The sequence below is a fragment of the Paenibacillus sp. YSY-4.3 genome (assembly GCF_054767475.1).
Genome location: NZ_BAABMC010000002.1, coordinates 443,568 through 463,871, shown reverse-complemented (window position 1 = coordinate 463,871; position 20,304 = coordinate 443,568). Strand labels below are relative to the sequence as shown.

General features: G+C 51.5%; 3 protein-coding genes. All 3 read left to right on the top strand.

The window, feature by feature from the left end; translation table 11 throughout:
- The first annotated feature begins 61 nt into the window (after positions 1-61).
- Genes ACYUJT_RS08935 through ACYUJT_RS08925 form a run of 3 tightly spaced genes read left to right on the top strand, consistent with a single transcriptional unit; the run spans position 62 to position 20,303 of the window.
- Entirely contained in the window at positions 62-7,837 is a 7,776-nt protein-coding gene (locus ACYUJT_RS08935; RefSeq protein ID WP_460320748.1) for an amino acid adenylation domain-containing protein, read from the top strand.
- A 26-nt stretch (positions 7,838-7,863) separates the two neighbouring features.
- Positions 7,864-19,029, top strand: coding sequence for an amino acid adenylation domain-containing protein (locus ACYUJT_RS08930; RefSeq protein WP_460320745.1), 11,166 nt, complete (start codon positions 7,864-7,866; stop codon positions 19,027-19,029).
- Entirely contained in the window at positions 19,026-20,303 is a 1,278-nt protein-coding gene (locus ACYUJT_RS08925; RefSeq protein WP_460320743.1) for an MFS transporter, read from the top strand. The genes ACYUJT_RS08930 and ACYUJT_RS08925 overlap by 4 nt, the downstream gene beginning before the upstream one ends.
- Position 20,304: the final 1 nt, after the last annotated feature.

Here is a 20,304-nt window from a genome sequence, read left to right as displayed (position 1 = left end):
GGAAGCGACCGAATCAGCAACAAAGGTTCGGTCGCTAAAGTAGAGGGAGAGTGAATCAAATTTGAGCAGCCATGAAATCGAAAAAATATACCCGCTGACGCCAACGCAAGAGGGGATTTTGTTCCATTCGCTGGTTGACCCCGATTCCGCAGCGTATTTTGAACATGTGTCTTTCACGATCAAAGGGAAGTTGTGTTCCCGAACGATGGAACAGAGCTTCGCGAAATTGGTTGAACGATACGATGTGTTAAGAACGGTATTCATCTATACAGAGGTTGAACAGCCGCTGCAACTCGTACTAAGTCAATGTGAGCCGCGCATCGATTATAGGGATATATCCGCTTATTCCAGCGATGAGCGGCAGCGCTCGATAGAAGCATATAAAATCCAGGATCAAAAGCAGAGATTCGACTTGGAGACGGGATCATTGATTCGAATGGCTATCTTCAGAATCGACGAACGCACCCATCAAATTATTTGGAGATTTCATCATATTATTATGGACGGCTGGTGTCTTGGCATTCTTGCCCAGGATTTATTCCATATTTATGAGTCTATGGCTGCCAATGTCCCGATTCAGCTGTCCCCGCCGTATCCTTACAGCGATTATATCCAGTGGCTGGGTGAGCAGGATCAGGACGAGGCTTTGCAGTACTGGAGAGACTATTTGGACGATTATGAGCTGCAGGCGGCGATCCCTCCTTCCACAGGGACTGCAGAGAAGGGTTTTGATCATCGCAAATACCAGTTCAAATGGGATGCCGAGACGACGCGCAGACTTCACAAGCTGGCAGTCGACAATCAGGTTACGTTTAGTACGGTATTCCATACGCTGTGGGGAATTTTGCTGCAGCAATACAATCATAGCGAGGATGTCGTATTCGGTTCGGTCGTATCGGGAAGACCTCCGGAGCTGCCCGGAATCGAGAGCATGGTTGGCCTGTTCATTAATACGGTTCCTTTGCGGGTCAAGAGCGATGAACATACCTCCTTCCGGGAGCTGCTTCATAAGGTGCATGATTCAATCTTGGAGGCCAATCGGTACAACTATGTTTCGCTTGCAGATATTCAATCGGGAACGGTGCTTAAGCAGCATCTGATCAACCATATCGTCGTTTTCGAGAATTATCCGCTGGAGACGGCAGCCTACGGAGATGGGGAACAGCATCTTGCTATTACCGACAGCGAAATGCTGGAGCATACGAACTATGATTTGGACGTTACGGTGTTTCCCGAGGATGAGCTGGAAGTGTTGCTCACCTATAACGGAACAATATACGATGAGGATTTTCTACGAAGATTGGAAGGTCATTTGAAGCAAGTCACGGCGGCAGTATTAGGCAATGAGCAAATCCTTGTCCGGGATATCGAAATGATTACCGAAGAGGAAAAACAAACGTTATTATTCGAGTTTAACCGGACGGATAAGGGCTATCGATTCGATAAGCCTGCGCATCAGCTGTTTGAAGAACAAACACGCCTTCATCCCCATAAAATTGCGCTGCTCTATCAAGGAGAGCAAATCACCTACGACCAGTTAAACCGCAGTGCGAATCGTCTGGCCCGGGTATTTCAGGAACGAGGGCTCGGACAAGGCGATTTCGCGGCGGTCATGCTGGATCGCTCGCCGCTTATGGTTGAGAGCATACTGGCTATATGGAAATTGGGAGCGGCTTACATACCGGTAGATGCCCATTATCCCGAGGACAGGAAGGCAGGGATCATCGCCGACTCGGACGCCCAAATCGTCGTCACGTTATCGAAGTATGTGGAAGACGGGCTGCGTGCCGATTACTTGGGCCGTTTTGTGGAGATGGATAAACTCATCGTTCCGGCGGGGGAAGCGGACGGCCGTGATCTCGATCTCCCGGTGGCGATTACCGACATGGCTTATACGCTTTTTACCTCGGGATCGACGGGTAAACCTAAAGGGGTTATGATCGAGCATTTGGGCATGCTGAACCATATTTGGGCTGAAGCGGACGATCTTGGCTTGTCCGAGCACATTGTATTTGCCCAAACGGCGAATCATTGCTTCGATATTTCGGTATGGCAGTTCTTCGGCGCTTTGGTGCTTGGAGGAACGACGGCGATATACCCAGAGGAGCTGATCCTTGCACCCGAGCAGTTCATAAATCAAGTGATTCACGATCAAGTGACACTGCTTGAGGTCGTGCCTTCATATTTGGCGGTTTTGCTGGATTTGGTGGAGGAGCGTTCGCTTCGCTTTGAACACTTGCAGCATTTGCTGATTACCGGGGAAGCAGCCACTCCGGCATTGGTTGCACGCTGGTTTGAGCTATGTCCCGGAATCAAAATGGTCAATGCATACGGACCGGCGGAAGCCTCAGACGATATTTGCCAATATGTGATGGAGCAGACGCCGGAGAACAGAGAGTATATTCCGGTTGGCAAACCATTGTCCAACATTCAGATATATATCGTGAACCGGCAAATGCATTTATGCCCTGTGGGGATTATCGGTGAAATTTGCGTGGCTGGCATTGCGGTCGGCAGAGGCTACCTTAATGACCCGCAGCGGACGGAGGAGGCCTTCATGGAGGATCCTTTTGCGTTGCAGCCGGGCGTTAGATTGTATAAAACGGGCGATTTGGGCAGATGGCTTCCGGACGGCAACATCGAATTCGTCGGCCGTAAGGATCATCAGGTCAAAATTAGAGGGTTCCGCATTGAGCTTGGGGAAATCGAGCATCGGCTGGCCGAGCATGAACAGGTTCGGGAGGCCGCGGTGCTCGTGAAGGGAAGCGGCGAAGCCGAGAAGTATTTATGCGCTTATTACACCGCGAACATAGATCTGAGCATATCCGAAATAAAGGAGTATTTAAGCGCTTGTGTGCCGGAATATATGATTCCCTCCGTTTTTATGCAGCTCGAAGAAATGCCGCATAATGCCAATGGGAAGATTAACCGCAGCCAGCTTCCGGAACCCGTCCATCATCGTCTTGACGCCCCGTTTGTGCCTGCCCGGAACGCCGTAGAAGAAGCGCTGGTGTCGATTTGGGCGGAGGTTCTGGACGTAAGGCGGGTAAGTGTTCAGGATGACTTTTTCGCCTTGGGCGGCCATTCCTTGAAAGCAACTGTCATCGTCTCCAGAATACATGGGGAGCTTGGTGCGGATGTGAGAGTGAAAGACATTTTCCAATATCCAACCGTAGCGCAGCTGGCAGAGCACATTGAGGAGCTTGGCGGCAGACCGTGCAGCACGTCCGCTATCACACCAGCCCCGGTTCAAGATTACTACCCGGTGAGTCCAGCGCAAAGAAGGATGTATGTGCTCCATACGCTGGAAGAATCGGGATCAACGGCGTATAACATGCCGTTTGCTTATCGTATTCAAGGCCGTCTGGACATAGCGCAATTCCAGCAGATCGTAACCCGGTTGATCGAGCGTCACGAGTGTTTCAGAACGTCCTTTCACGCGGTGGATGGGCAGCTTGTGCAAATCGTGCATCCCGAGGCGGAATGCAGACTGGAAGTGGTGGAGTTGAGGGGCGCTGCAAAGGAGGAAGTAAATCAGCGGATATCGTCGTTTATCCAGCCTTTCGATTTAGAGGCAGCACCACTAATACGGATGGAATTGCTCCAGCTTGCTCAGGAGGAGCACGTGCTGCTTATTGATATGCATCATATTATTTCGGACGGCCTGTCGGGAGCTATCATGCTGCATGAACTGGAGCAGTTGTACCGTGGCGACACGTTGGCGCCGCTTGAGATTCATTATAAGGATTATGCGGTCTGGCTGAACGAACGGCTTGCCGGTGAAGAAATGAAGGAGCATGAAGCTTACTGGCTGGAGCATTATCACGGCGAGCTGCCTGTGCTGAACATGCCCCTTGATTATAGAAGACCGCCGATGCAGACCTTTAACGGCTGTACGCTGCAATTTGTGCTTCCGCATGAACTTTCCAAGTCGCTGCGGGCGCTGGCCAATGACACGGGCTCCACATTATACGCAGTGCTGTTAGCGGCCTATAATATCCTGCTGTCGAAATATACGGGGCAAGAGGACATCGTCGTTGGCTCGCCCGTGGCCGGACGCACGCATCAGGATGTGCAGCAAATGCTGGGCATGTTCATCAATACGGTCGCGCTTCGCAGCTTTCCAAAGCGGCATAAGACATTCCGTCAATTCATTCATGAGGTGAAGGATCATACTTTATCGGCGATCGACCATCAGGATTTACCGTTCGAACGATTGGTGGAGCTTTTGGATGTCGAGCGGGATACGAGCCGCAACCCTCTCTTTGACACGATGTTCAACTTGACGGACCGGGAGCAGCAAGAAATTCATATCGGCGAAATGCTGCTTACTCCTTACGAACTGCAGAACGATATTTCCAAATTCGATCTTATGCTGGACGTATACACGGATGCCTCGGAGATTCACTTCGACTTGCAATACAATACGGATTTATTTACTGCCTTTACCGCAGAGCAGCTTGGTCAGCATTATATGGCGCTCCTGCATAATATCGCTGCTGATCCAGAAGTGCCGCTCATGAAGCTGGATATGCTTACAGCGGATGAACGCAAGGAAATACTGGCGATCGGTCAAGGCAAGGTCGTCAATTATGATTTCGACCGTACCGTGCCATTACGATTTGAGCAGTTCGCCTTGGAGCAGCCGGAGGAGCCGGCCGTCCGTATTGCTGGAGAGGTGCTGACCTATGCGGAGCTGAATGCTCGAGCGAACCGGCTTGGGCGTTATTTGCAAAGACGATTAGGCGGTATCCCGGCGGATACGGTAGCGGCGGTGATGCTGGAGCGTTCGCCCGATTTCATCCAAAGTGTGCTTGCCATTTGGAAGGCCGGCGGGGCTTACGTTCCGATCGACATAGAATACGGCGTTGAACGCAAAGCGGGCATATTGGAGGATTCCGCCGCGCGGGTGCTCATTACCCGCTCCGAATATTTACAGGACGGTTTAGAGGAAAGGTATACAGGCGTAATTGTGTGTCTTGACAGAATTGCGGCGGAAGTAATGGAAGACAGTCCGGAAAACTTAGGTATTGTGCCGGCTGCTGACAGTTTGGCTTATATTTTGTTCACCTCTGGATCAACGGGCAAGCCCAAAGGCGTAATGATCGAGCACAAAGGTCTGCTGAATCACATTCTAGCGGAGGCCGATGAACTCGGCTTGGATCAACGTCTCGTATTCGCTCAAAACGCCAATATCTGTTTTGATATTTCAGTTTGGCAATGTTTTGGCGCGCTGGCCCTGGGAGGGACGACGGCAATTTATTCGCAAGAGCTTGTACTGGAGGTGGAGCGGTTCCTTGAGGGGGTCATCGAGGACGGGGTAACGCTCCTAGAGGTTGTTCCATCGTACTTGGCGGTGATGCTGGATGTCTTGGAAAAGACAAGGGCACAGCTGCCTTCACTCCGTCATTTGTTGATTACGGGCGAAACGATCAAGCCGGATTTGGCTCAGAGATGGTTGGAGCTCTACCCCGGAATTCAAATCGTAAACGCCTATGGGCCGGCGGAGGCAGCGGATGATATCAGCCAATACGTAGCTGAGCAGCTGACAGAAGGGATGGAGACTGTCCCGATCGGCAAACCGCTTGCTAATTTTAATCTCTATGTAGTGGACGAGCAGATGGAGTTATGTCCAGTCGGTGTATATGGAGAGATTTGCGTGTCCGGCATCGGGGTAGGCCGGGGATATATTCATGATCCGGAACGAACGAGCCAAGCTTTCATGCAAGATCCTTTCATACAGAAGCCAGACGCCAGCTTACGTCTATATCGAACCGGGGATTTAGGGCGCTGGCTTCCTGACGGAAACCTGGAATTCCTCGGACGCAAGGACTTTCAGGTGAAAATCAGGGGCTTCCGCATTGAGCTGGAGGAGATTGAGATCCGCATTTTGCAAGTTCCGCAGATCAAGCAAGCAGTTGTGCTGGCTAGAGAGGATGAGAGCGGAAGCAAATATTTATGCGCTTATCTGGTGCTGGACGTACTTGCCCCGAATCAAGAGGAGGCCTGTCTCTGCGAGCTTAAGGATCATTTGGAAAAGACACTGCCGAACTATATGATCCCTGCTTATTTCGTCACGCTGGAGCAAATGCCGCTGTTGATCAGCGGCAAGATTGATCGGGCGGCACTGCCGGCTCCGGATCGGAGCACAGCGATGGCGGGAGATTATGCCGCGCCGCGCAATGATCTGGAACAAGTATTGGCAGCGATTTGGGAAGAGGTGCTTGGCGTCAACCAGATCGGGATCGACCATAATTTCTTTGAGCTTGGCGGAGATTCGATCCGGGCTATCCAAATTTCCTCTAAATTAAGCAACTACGGCTACACGCTGAAAATGAAAGATTTATTTCAAAATCCGGAGATTCGCAAATTGTCCAAGTACGTCCAGCAGGACCATCGCGAAATTGATCAAGGCCCAATTGAGGGACAGGTTGAGCTTACGCCGATTCAGAAGTGGTTCTTCGACTGCGGATTTACACCGGTAAATCATTGGAACCAGGCAGTCGTTCTATATAAACGGGATGGGTTCCAGATCGAACTGTTGTCCCAAGTCCTTACGGAGCTGACCCGCCATCATGACGCGTTAAGAATGGTATTCAAGCGGGATGATGGAGGATGGACACAGTATAACGAGGGACTGGATGGGCAGGCAGAACGTACCTGGTTCGATCTTGTTGCTATGACGGTGCCGGATGGGGATGAGGGCAGGCTGGAGATCTCCCGCAAGATTGACATGCTTCACGGCAGCATCGACCTAGAGCGGGGTCCTTTAGTTAAGGCAGGCCTGTTCAATACGAACAACGGCGACCATCTGGCGATCATTATTCACCATCTGGTGATTGACGGCATTTCCTGGCGCATTTTATTTGAAGATTTAACACTGGCTTACGAGCAGGCTGCAAGCGGCAAGCCGATCCAGCTTCCCGCCAAAACGGATTCCTTCCAGACATGGGCGAAACGCTTGAAGGAGCATGCTGCAAGCAAAGTCATGCAAAAGGAGCTGGCCTACTGGCAGCAAATCGAATCTGCGGAGGTCAAGGCATTGCCTAAATCAGGCCGCCGGGTAGGGCCGTTGAAGGTGCTTGATAATATGACGCATTCCTTCCAGTTGACCAAGCCTGAGACAGAGCAATTGCTCGGCAAGGTTCACGGAGCGTACAACACGGAAATTAACGACATACTTCTCACCGCTTTGGGACGGGCCGTCCGGCAGTGGACAGGCGAGGAGAAAGTGCTGATTTGTCTTGAAGGCCACGGCCGTGAAGAGATTCTTAAAAATGTGAACATCAGCCGAACCGTCGGTTGGTTTACATCCATATATCCCGTGGTGCTGGACGTGCCCGGCACAGCGGAGCTTTCTTATCAGATCAAGTCGGTCAAGGAGAGTATCCGGCGCATTCCGAACAAGGGTGTCGGCCACGGGCTGCTCAAATATCTTGCTGCCGAACAAGGGGATGACAGCATCCATTTCCGATTGGAGCCCGAAATCAAGTTCAACTACTTAGGCCAATTCGATAATGATGTGAATACGGGCGTGTTCCAGGTATCCGATGTTTCTTACGGTCAAACCGTCAGTCCGGAGGCTGAGAGGGAAATTGCCTTGAATATCGGAGGACTCGTGGAGGACGGGCAGCTGACGATGTCTATCGAGTATAACCTTCAGGAATATGCGGAGGCAGACATCCGGATCTTCGGAAATCACTTCAAATCGCAGCTGACCGAGATTATTAAGCACTGCGTAGACAAAGAGTCGCAGGAGCTGACGCCTTCCGATGTGGCTGGAGACGATTTATCGATCGAAGAACTGGAAGCCATTATGGATTTTTACAATAGTTAAAAAATAGATTCAGAGGTGGGATGGTCATGAACGAAAAGCTGTCTATCGCTGGGGTATGCAACCTAACGCCGATGCAAGAGGGAATGCTCTTCCATTCCTATTTGAATCCAGAGTCCACGGCTTATTTTGAACAGTTTGCCTGTACCGTCACGGGGCATCTGGATGTCGGATTGCTGGAGAGAAGTTTTAACGCTCTGATCGACAAGTACGATGTGCTAAGGCTGAACTTCCTTCACGAAAATATGAAAAATCCGAAGCAAATTATATTCAAGAAGCGGAGTATGTCCGTCTTTTACGAAGATATATCCCGAATGGACAAAGCAGAGCAGGAGCAATATATACAACGCTTTATCCAGGCCGATCAGAAGAAGGGCTTCGATTTGGCGAAGGATATGCTGCTGCGGGCGGCTGTGCTGCATACGGATCAGCCAATGGATCAATACACGGAGCATCACCGCTATAAGCTGATTTGGAGCTATCATCATATCATTATGGATGGATGGTGCTTGAAAACGATCGTGCAGGAACTGTTCGATGTATATAAAGCGCTGAGCCAGGGCGTGTCCCTGGAGCTGGATGAGGCTCCTCCCTTCGCCAGCTACATCCAGTGGCTGGATCGCCAGGATCGCGAAGAGGCCCGCCGCTATTGGGGCGATTATCTGCAAGGTTATGATTCGGCGGTTGAGCTTCCTTCCTTCGGGACTAGCCTCCAGGACGGCAAGGAACATCATGACCAAGGCATGGCGCGCCAGAAGGCGAATGATCAAATTGATCGCAGCTATAAAATATGCGAGGAGACGGCTCAGCGGCTGGAGCAGTTGGCCAAAGCCCATCAAGTGACGCTGAATACGGTGCTCCAGTCGGCTTGGGCGCTGCTGTTAGGCCGTTACAACGGAACCGAGGATGTAGTCTTCGGTTCCGTCACCTCAGGCCGGCCGGCCGAGGTAGAGGGGGTCGAGCAAATGCTCGGGCTGTTCATCAACACCGTTCCGATCAGGATTACCTTCCATGGCGGCCAAACCTTCTCTTCTCTCATACAACAAGTTCAACTCACCTCCCTAGAAACGCAAAACTACGATTTTTATCCACTTGCAGAAATTCAGTCCCTATCAACGAAGAAACAGCACCTAATCGATCATATTTACGCGTTTCAGAACTATCCGGTTAGTGCTGACCCGCTGGACGAATCAGAAGCGGAAGAACCTTTTGCCATTAGTGAGCTTGAGGATTTCGAACAGACGCATTATGATTTCAATCTTATTTTGATGCCGAACGAAGGCCTCGAGGTCAAATTCAAATATAATGCAGCACGCTATAAGCAGGCGGCGATGGATCGCTTGTTCCAGCATTATGAGCAAGTGCTGATTACAGTCAGCCAGAACGCGAATGTGCTGCTACGGGATATTTCAGTAATTACGAGCGAAGAACGAGAGCTAATCTTACACAGGTTTAACGATACGGCAGGTGAGTATCCGCGGGACCAAACCATCGTGCAATTGTTCGAGCGTCAGGTCGAGCGAGTTCCTGAAAATCTTGCCATCGTTCATTACGATGAAAATCTGACGTATACAGAATTGAATGATAAAGCCAATCAGCTTGCAGCCAGGCTCATAAGCAGAGGAGTCGGCCCTGATCAGATCGTCGGCTTAGTTGGGGAACGTTCCGTGGATACGGTAATCGGCATGCTGGGTATTTTGAAGGCAGGGGGCGCTTATTTGCCCATCGATCCGGAATACCCGACCGACCGCATTGAATATATGCTTCTCGACAGTCAGGCGAAATGGATCGTTACTCCGCGGTGCTACGCGGAACGCCTGGCGAGTGAAGCCGAGGTGATCATCCTTGACGAGATAGAGCCGCAATGGGAGCTCTCCTCCTTCCAGGCGCAGCCGCTCCAAGAGAGGCAGTACCCTGTGAATCCTGCAAATTTGGCCTACGTCATGTATACGTCAGGTTCTACGGGACGGCCTAAAGGGGTTATGATCGAGCATCAAAATGTGGTTCGTCTTGTCCAGAATACGAACTACGTACCGTTTCAGCCGGGGGATCGCATCCTGCAAACGGGGGCTCCCGTGTTCGATGCGTGCACGTTTGAAATATGGGGCGCGCTGCTAAACGGGCTGGAGCTGTATATCATCGATAAGACATCGATATTGGAGCCAGAGAAGCTGGGACAAGCGCTTCGCGAATACAGCATAACGACGATGTGGCTCACCTCCCCGCTGTTTAATCAACTGGCCCAGCAGGAGCCGGCGTTGTTCCAGCCGCTTCGCTATCTGATCGTCGGCGGAGATGCTCTCTCGCCCAAGCATATTCAGCGGGTGGCGGAGCAGTGCGAGGGAACGACGCTGATCAATGGGTATGGACCGACCGAGAATACGACCTTCTCCTGCTGCTATACGATTACTTCGCATGAGGAGAAGAGCATCCCGATCGGCGGGCCGATTGCTCATTCTACGGCTTATGTCGTTGACTTATACGGGCACTTATGCCCCGTCGGTGTGCCGGGAGAATTATGGGTTGGGGGCGAAGGTGTGGCTCGGGGCTACATCAATAACGAGGCTCTGACCTCGGAGAAGTTCATGGTCAGTCCGTTTGCGGAAGGTGAGCGCATTTACCGTACGGGAGATGCAGCAAGCTGGCTGCCGGACGGCACGATTGAGTTCATCGGCCGGCTGGATCATCAGGTGAAAATCAGAGGATTCCGCATTGAAATCGGGGAGATTGAAAGCCGGATCCAACTGCACAAGGCCGTGAAGGAAGCCATCGTCACAGTATGGGACAAAGGCGAAGGCAGCAAGGCCTTATGTGCTTACCTGGTTTGTGAGGGCGAATTGAGTGCAGCAGAAATCAGGGGATATTTGTCAGAATATCTTCCCGATTACATGATCCCTTCCCATTGGGTATTCATGGATCAGCTGCCGCTAACAGCGAACGGCAAGGTTCATCGCCAAGCTCTGCCCGAGCCGGAGGAGAGCTTGGCATATGAAGGGGTCTACGTTGCGCCGCGCAATGAGGTTGAGCAGAAGCTCGCTGACCTATGGAGCGATGTGCTGGGCGTGCCTGCCGCTGGCGTGAATGATCATTTCTTTGAGCTGGGAGGCCACTCTTTGACGGCTTTGAAGCTGGTCTCGGAAGTGAAGAAGCAATTTCAGGTTCAGCTGCCGCTGGCGGATGTGTTCCAGGCACCCGTACTTGCAGAAATGGCGGCCCGTATTGGGGGGAATGCAGCAGGGGAGGATGCCGCCGTCGACATTGCCATTGAGCCTGCTCCGGCGGCTGAATATTATCCGGTATCCTCAGCACAGAAACGGCTGTTTATTTTGAATGGAATGACAGGCATGGATACCGCATACAACATGCCGTTTATGATGCAGATCGAGGGCAGGCTTGATGTAAAGCGGCTGGAACAGGCGTTTCAAGCGCTGATTGCGCGTCATGAGTCCTTGCGGACATCCTTCGCCCTCCTTCAGGGCGAGCCAGTTCAGCGAATCCATGAGAGCGTTGATTTTGCCATTGAGCAGCTGGACGTTCATCCTGATCGGAATATAGAGGACATCGTCGAAAAATTTGTCACGCCATTCGATCTCGGCCAGGCTCCTTTGCTGCGAGCCGCTCTCGCTAAACGCCAGGAGGAGCAATATGTGCTCGTCATCGATATCCATCATATTGTCGCTGACGGCTCTTCCATCAGTGTCATCGTGAAGGAATTCAGCGAGCTATACAACGGTCAAGGCTTGGAGCATTTAGGTGCTCAGCGCATTCAATATAAAGATTTTGCCGTCTGGCAAAATAAGCAGCTCGGCTCCGGGGGCTTGCAGCAGCATGAGCGCTACTGGCTTGAACAGTTCGCCGAGGAGCCTCCGGTACTGAATATGCTGACCGATTATCCGCGTCCGCAAATTCAAAGCTTCGAGGGAGCGGTGGCCTCCGTAGAAATCGGCCAAGAACTGTCATCCCGGCTGAAGCAGCTTGCTAATGAAACGGGAACCACCTTGTACATGGTTTTGCTTGCCGCTTACGGTGTATTGCTGTCTAAGTATTCGGCTCAGGAGGATATCGTGATCGGTTCTCCAACGGCGGGCAGAACCCATGCAGACGTGCTTCAAACGGTCGGTATGTTCGTCAATACGCTGGCTTTGCGACTGAAGCCGGGAGCGCAGAAGACATTCGGGGATTTCCTGAATGAGGTGAAGCAAACGGCGCTGCAGGCTTTCGAGCATCAGGACTACCAATACGAAGATCTCATCGAGCAGCTTGGCTTAAGGCGGGATATGAGCCGCAATCCGCTGTTTGATACGGTATTTACCTTGCAGAACATCGATATTCAAGAGGCCAATTTATCCGGACTGACCGTGCAATCCTGCTCTTGGGAAGGCCAAATGTCCAAGTTCGATTTGACCTTGACGGTGGTCGAGCGGGAGCAAGGGATGTTCATCGACGCAGAGTATGCGGTCAAATTGTTTAAGGGCGCTACGATTGAGCGGCTGCTGAAGCATTTTGTCCAGGTGCTGCGAGTCATTGCCGCGGGTAAAGAGCTGAAGCTCGCAGATATCGAACTGTTGTCGCTAGAGGAGCGGCAGCAAGTCATGGTGGATTTCAACGGTTCCCGCGCAGACTTCGCGCACAACCGGACGGTTTATGAACTGTTTGCGGAACAGGTCGAGCGGACGCCGGAGCATACCGCCATCGTATTCAAGGAGGAGCGGTTGACTTATCGGGAACTGGACGAGATGGTGAGCCGTCTTGCCCATATGCTTCGGGGGTGTGGCGTTAAGCCGGGCGAGGTTACGGCTATTATGGCTGAGCACTCGATCGAAATGATCGTTGCCGTACTGGCAGTGTTAAAGGCTGGAGGAGCCTATCTTCCGATCGATCATGAATATCCGGCCGACCGTATAACTTATATTTTGGAAGATAGCAATGCAGGGTTGCTTCTAACTAAAAGCCGGTTGCTGCAAGCGAAAGATATGCTTGCTCAAGATATGAAGGTTCCAATGGCCGGAAGGAATATTCAAGCGATTGATTTGGAGGATGCGCTAGCCCTGTCAATGGAAACGGAGCAGCCGCTGCTTTCGTCAACATCGCCATCATCGTCATCGTCATCGCTGCCATCCGTGGATGCCTCGCCATCCGACCTGGCCTATATCATCTACACCTCCGGTTCGACGGGGAAACCGAAGGGCGTTATGATCGAGCATCGTTCCTTGCTGAATATGACCGGTTGGTACCAAACGTATTACAAGCTGACGGCCTCGGATAAATGTACGAAATACGCCGGATTCGGCTTCGACGCTTCGGTGTGGGAGATTTTCCCGGCCCTCTTGTCTGGCAGTGAGCTGCATATCATTCCGGAAGAAATTCGTTACGATGTACGATTATTAGCGGAATATTACAACAACAGCCGTATTTCAATCAGCTTCTTGCCGACGGCGGTTTGCGAGCAGTTCATCCAGCTCGACAACGACTCGCTGCGCATGCTGATTACGGGGGGAGATAAACTCAGGGTATATCGTTCGACGCCTTATGAGCTTATCAATAACTATGGCCCGACGGAGAACACCATAGTGACGTCGGCATTCAAGGTCAAGGGAGAGTACGACAATATTCCGATCGGCAAGCCGATCGACAATGTGCGGGTCTATATACTGGATGCCAATGACAAGCTGCTCCCGGTCGGGGTGCCTGGAGAGCTATGCGTTGCCGGAGACAGCTTGGCTCGAGGGTATATGAACCGGCCTGATTTAACGGCAGAGAAATTTACGAATGATCCTTTCTATCCCGGCGAAAAAATGTACCGAACTGGAGATTTGGCCAGGTGGCTGCCGGAAGGGGATCTGGAGTATCTAGGCCGGATGGATGAACAGGTTAAAATCCGCGGTTACCGCATCGAGCTGGGCGAGGTAGAGAACGTCCTCCTGAAGCAGGAGGGGATCCGGGAGGCTGTTGTCCTGGCGATAGAGAACCTGCGGCAAGAAACAGAGTTATGCGCATATATCGCCGCTTCTCAAGAATGGCCGGTGCGGGAGCTAAGAGAGTGCTTGGCCCAGGAATTGCCGGAATATATGATTCCTGTTCATTATGTGTTCCTTGCGGAATTACCGCTAACTGCGAACGGCAAAGTGAACCGCCGTGCGCTGCCGCAGCCTGACTTCAATTCAGTCGCAACGGATAATGACGTTCCACCGCGCAATAAAACCGAACAGAGACTGGCTGAGATCTGGTCCAATGTGCTCGGCGTTGAGCAGGTCGGGGCGCATAGCCATTTCTTCGAGCTTGGCGGTCACTCCTTGAAGGCCGCGGCACTGACAGCTGGCATTAAGGAAACTTTTCATGTTGATCTGCCGTTAAGCGGCGTCTTCCGCCATCCGATTCTGGAGCAGATGGCCGCTGGTATTGATGCGCTGGAGCGGCAGGCTTACGAGTATATTGAACGCACTCAGGAACAGGAGGCTTACCCGGTATCGTCTGCGCAAAAACGTCTGCTGATTTTGAACGAGCTGGAGGGTGCCGGAACGACGTATAATATGCCTTTTGTCTTGCAGTTGTCTGGAAGTCTGGATCGCTCCAAGCTGCAGCAGGCATTCGCTGCCTTGATTCGCAGGCATGAAGCCTTCCGAACCTCGTTCCAGCTTAGAGAAGGCGAACTGGTGCAAATCGTGCATCCGGAAGTCGCATTTGCGATCCGGGAGATGGCCATTGCGGATGAGCCTGCTCGAATCAAGGAGGCCATCCGGCAATTTGTTCAGCCTTTCAACCTGCAGCAGGCGCCGTTAATTCGCGCTGGATTGGCAAGTCTCGGCGCGGACAAGCATATCTTGATGATCGACATGCACCATATCGTCTCCGATGGAGAATCTGTTCGCCTGCTGGTAGAGGAGCTAAGTCTGTTGTACAGCGGCAAAGAGCGGGGCGATATGGAACCGCGGGTGGAATATAAGGATTATGCGGTATGGCAAAGCAAAATGCTTCAATCGGAAGCCTATGGCCGGCAGGAGCAATATTGGCTGGAGCGCTTCGCGGGAGAATTGCCGGTGCTGACGCTCCCTACCGATTATGCGCGTCCGCAATTGCAGAGCTTCGAAGGGGACAGCGTAACGGTTAGGATCGATAGCGATTTAAGCTCGCGGATACTCGGAGCGGCTGCGCGGACAGGGACTACCTTGTATATGTTCCTGCTTGCCGCGTACAACATCCTCTTATCCAAATATGCGAACCAGGAGGATATTATCGTTGGTACGCCGACCGCGGGCAGGTCGCGGAAGGAGCTGGAGGGCGTTATAGGGATGTTCGTGAACACCCTTGCGATCCGTACTCAGCCCGAAGGGCATAAACGCTTCGAAGATTTTCTGGGGGAAGTGAAGGAGTATTCACTGCAGGCGTTCGAGAATCAACTCATTCAGTACGAGGATCTGCTGGAGAAGTTGGAGGTCGCGCGGGATGTAAGCCGCAATCCGCTGTTTGACACGATGTTTGCCGTGGATAATGTCGGGGTAGAGGAGATTCGGCTGGATGGTCTGCATATGGATCCGTACCCGTTTGATAACGGCACATCCAAATTCGATTTGATGGTTACAGCGGCAGAAGAGGGAGCGGAGATCCGTTTGGACGTCGAATATGCCGTCAAGCTCTTCCGCAAAGATACGATTGAGCGCTTGATTGCGCACTATGTTCAAATCTTGCGGGCTGTTACGGCAGACATAGAAATTAGACTGTGCGACATCGGTCTGCTGCTGGAAGAGGAGCGGCGGCAAATTATCGCAGACTTCAATGATACGGCAACTTATTATCCACGCCAAACGATCCATGAGCTGTTCGAGGAGCAGGCTGAACAGCAGGCAGATCGTATCGCGGTTGTCTATGGCGATACCGAGCTGACTTACCGTGAGCTTAATGCCAAGGCGAATCAACTTGCCGCAATTTTGCGGGGCAAAGGAGTTGGCCCTGACCGAATCGTGGCGATTATCGGGGATCGGACATTGGAAATGATCATCGGTATGCTGGCGATTCTGAAGGCAGGGGGCGCTTATCTTCCGATCGATCCGGATTATCCGATGGATCGGGTCGAATATTTCCTTAGAAATAGCGAAGCCAAAATTCTGCTTGCCCGCAGCTGTTACGCAGATAGAGCGATAGACGGCGTAGAAGCCGTCGTATTGGAGCACGAGCATCTGGACGATCTTGATGCGCCTAATCTTCTCCATGAGACTAACCCCAGCCATCTAGCTTATGTCATGTATACTTCAGGATCTACGGGGCTGCCCAAGGGGGTCATGGTCGAGCACCTTGGCGTCGCCCGGCTGGTTAGGAATACGAATTATGTGCGCTTCACGAAAGAGGATCGCGTGCTGCAGACGGCGGCTCCCGTATTCGACGTTAGCGTATTTGATATTTGGGGAGCATTGCTGAATGGCGCGCGTCTGTACTTGGTCGATAAATTTACTCTGTTGGATCCGATCCGGGTTGAATCCGTGCTTCAGCAGCATCGCATCACGACGCTATGGCTGACATCGCCGCTATTTACCCAGTTCGCTCAGCAAAAGCCGGATATGTTCCGTACGGTTAGTTACTTGATCGTCGGCGGAGATATTCTCTCTCCGAAGCATATCCAGCTTGTGAGGGAGCACTGTGGGCAGTTGACCGTTGTAAACGGGTACGGGCCCACGGAGAACACTTCGTTCTCCTGCTGCTTCATTATCGAAGAGGCTTATGAGAAAAGCGTGCCGATCGGGCCGCCGATCAGCAATTCAACGGCATATATCGTCGACAAATACGGGAACCTCAATCCGGTCGGCGTACCTGGCGAGCTCTGGGTCGGCGGAGACGGCGTGGCCCGCGGATATATGAACAATGAAGAGCTGACCAGGCAAAAATTCATTCCGAGTCCTTTTGTCCCGGGGGATCGGGTATATCGGACCGGGGATGCGGCAAGATGGCTTCCTGACGGTTCCATCGAATTTATTGGCAGAATGGACAATCAGGTTAAGATCAGAGGGTTTCGTGTTGAAATTGGCGAGATCGAAAGTGTTCTTCTTAACCATCCGGCAGTCAAAGAAGTCGTCATTCTCGTTAAGGACTATGAAGAAACGAACAAGTTCCTCAGTGCTTATGTGGTAGCCGACGGGGAGTTGACCACTCCGTCTGTTAAGGAATATATGGCCCAGCAGTTGCCTGACTATATGATCCCGTCCGCATTCGTCTTCATGGAGCAGCTTCCGCTGAACGTTAACGGCAAGGTCGATCGCAAAGCGCTTCCTGAACCGGAATACCAGGGAGGCGATGTGGAATATACCGCTCCCCGAGATGAGTACGAGCAAATGGTCGTTCAGGTCTGGTCGGAAATTATGGGCATCGAGCGGATCAGTGTCCATGATAATTTCTTTGCGCTCGGAGGTCATTCATTAAAGGCGATGCAAATGGTATCGAAGCTGGTCGAGCGTGGATGGAACATCAGCATCAACCAGGTATTTGCCCATCAGACCCCAGCCGAATTAGCGGCTTATGTGCAGCGGTTGGCTCCTGCCGCGAAGCAGCGGATTACGGATGTTCAGAAGGCGGAGCAGTGGCTTAGCGGCCGACTGCAGCGTTCATGCGAGTGGAAGACCTACTTTGTCGAGAACGAGGAATATTTCATCGTTCATATATTCGGTCTGGATGAAGCGCTGAAGCGGGAAGCTGAGACGTTGATCGCTGAGCATTTGGATGAGTGTCTACACCCGCATTACTTGATCGATGCTGGGGAGCTGAATGAGGATACAAAACATCCGAGCATGAGCCGGGAGGAACTGAACGCACGGCTTCAATTGCAGCAGATAGGAGCCGCTGCTTGGGTGGAAGGCATGCTCGAGCCGATCGCGCGCATGCAGGAGCTCTATGCGCAGGGAATCACGGGCGGGCAGGCCGTGAAGGAATACGGAATATCGCCTTCACAAATGTATCATTTCAAGCACAAAGACGTATCGGGAACGATGGTGAAATGGAATCAAGCGATTCAGCCGGAACTGCTGCGTCAGACGCTCCAGCAGATTGTATCCGCTGAAGAAGTGATGCGCAGCGTACTCGTTCAAGGAAATGGAAATCAGGAGGGATTCTGGCGGCTGCATGAGTGCCCGCAACAGCTTGAATTGCCAATGATCGATATTTCCCAATTCGAGCAGGGCACACAGCTGGATATTCTGAGGTTGCTCATGGACAAATTTTTTATTACGCCATATTCGGACAAAGATCCTCTCATGTACCGCGTGCTGCTGGTCAAGCAGAATGTGAAGGAATATTTACTGCTGCTCCCGTTCTCTCACACGATTTTCGATTACATGAGTAATGAGGTTCTCCGCAGCCAAGTGATCGAAGGCTATGAGCTGCTTCGTCAAGGGAAGACAGCCGAGCCGAAACAGAGTGCGACGTTTACGGACTTCATAGCCCAAATTAGGCGAGGCCCTGAAGGGATATCGGCCAAGGAACTTCATGAGCTCTATGACCTTCGGAGTTTCGGGACGGCGGCAAGACAGATCGCTGCGACAATGCAAGCGCGAAGCGAAGATGACCCTGCGAAGATAACGATTGTCAACCACCGCGTCGATCTTGACTTGCAAGCGAATGGGCATAAGGATGCGGAGAGCAAGTGGAAGCTGGCGATGGGCATTTTTGTTGAATTTTTTAGCGCATATCTGGGTGTGGAGCAGATTCCGATGTGGATGACCCATTTCGGAAGACAGTACGGGGAGGCTGCTTATTTTGACATCGTCGGTGAATGTATCGACTACATTCCCATGCTGCTGCATCGGAACCAGGATATGGACATGCAAAGCCAAATGATTAGCAAGAAGCTGCAATCTGCCTCGGACTACAACATTCATTTTGCGAATCTGCTGTATAACGAGTCGATGGATCCAGCTTTTATGGAAGCGAGAAATGCTTTGCTCGCCGTCTTTGAGGAGATGCCCGTCAATTTCAACTATCTGGGCGAACTGAGCGAAGAAGCAGATTTAGAATACTTGGATGCAGAAGGCGTGAATTGCGACAATCCAAACCGGATTCTCTATATGACCTGGCATCAGGGCAGTCATATTCATATTACGCTGGCGCTCCCCGTAGAAGAGAGCTGCGAATCCATCCAGAGCATGCTGGATGAGGCCGCCCGGAAACAGATCAAGGGACATGCTTCTGCACGACTGAAAGGTATAAACATATGAGAGACACAAGAAATATTGCAATCTTCAGTTTAAGCCGCTTAATTACGGAGTTGGGAACGTCCATTTTTCGCTTTGCGCTCAGTCTGTATATTTTGGATCTTACCGGTTCAGCGAGCATGTTCGCTCTGGTATTGAGTTTTACTTATATTCCGGGCATCTTCGTGAATATTTTTGCCGGCGTGTTCGTGGATCGCAGCAATAAAAAGCGGATTATGGTCACTACCGACTTTCTAAGCGGCACATCGATTTTACTGTTAATGTTTATGTTTCAATTTTTTCACGACAGCATCCTGCTCTTTATCGTGTATGCGATGATAATGAGCACGCTCCAGGCCTTCTTTACATTGACGATCAATTCGTCAGTGCCGAACATCGTTGCTCCTGAACGGGTAGCTACGGTGAATTCCAGCAACCAGAGCATCGGCGCCCTGATCAGTATTTTGGGGCCCGTGCTCGGGGCTGTCGCCTATAGTAAATTCGGCCTGGAGAAAATCTTCTTGATCGAAGGGGTTGCGTTTATCCTTTCAGGATTTCTTAATATGGCGCTGAAATTCTCATCCCGCAAGGAGCAACTGGGAGAGATCAAGCCTTATGTGGAAAGTTTGAAGGAGGTGTACCAGTACATCAGGCAGCGTGCTGCGATCAAGTACTTATTATCGATATTCGTCGTGGTCAACTTTGTTATCGCGCCGGCAGTTTCACTGATCCTTCCCTTTATTGTCTATCAAGCGCTGGATATGACGCCTCAGCAGCTATCGTTTATTGAAGCCGCATTAGCGGTAGGTGTTATTATTGGTGCCGTCATTGTTTCGGTGCCGAAGGTCAATCGATTTATTACCAACAAAATTTTCATTCTGATTCAATTGCAAGGATTCGTCATCGCCCTGTGGATGTTCCCGAAATGGCCGATCTTCGATATGAACGCAAAGATTATGTTTATGGCCGGTTATATGATCGTCTTGGCGCTGACGGGTGCGCTAAATACGATGGGCAATATCCCTATGCTCTCTTACGTGCAAATCTATATTCCTGAGCGGATCAGAGCTAGTATTCTTGGGGTGGTCAATACGGTGACAACTATTGCAGTGCCTGTCGGCATGTGGGTATACGGTGCTGCATTGGAGGCGATTGACTGGTCTTATATCGCTGTAATTTCTGGTGCAGGTCTATTCGTTGTTGGTTTTATAGCCTATCGTAACCGCGAGCTAAGAGAGTTCTTCACTCAGGATGCTGAGCCAGAGCAGGTGAGAGTAGCGGAAGTGCACGAAGCCTGAG

What these genes read in the sequence shown, in the direction of transcription:
- ACYUJT_RS08930 (WP_460320745.1), top strand. Translation starts at nt 7,864, where the DNA reads ATGAACGAAAAGCTGTCTATCGCTGGGGTATGCAACCTAACGCCGATG.
- ACYUJT_RS08925 (WP_460320743.1), top strand. Translation starts at nt 19,026, where the DNA reads ATGAGAGACACAAGAAATATTGCAATCTTCAGTTTAAGCCGCTTAATT.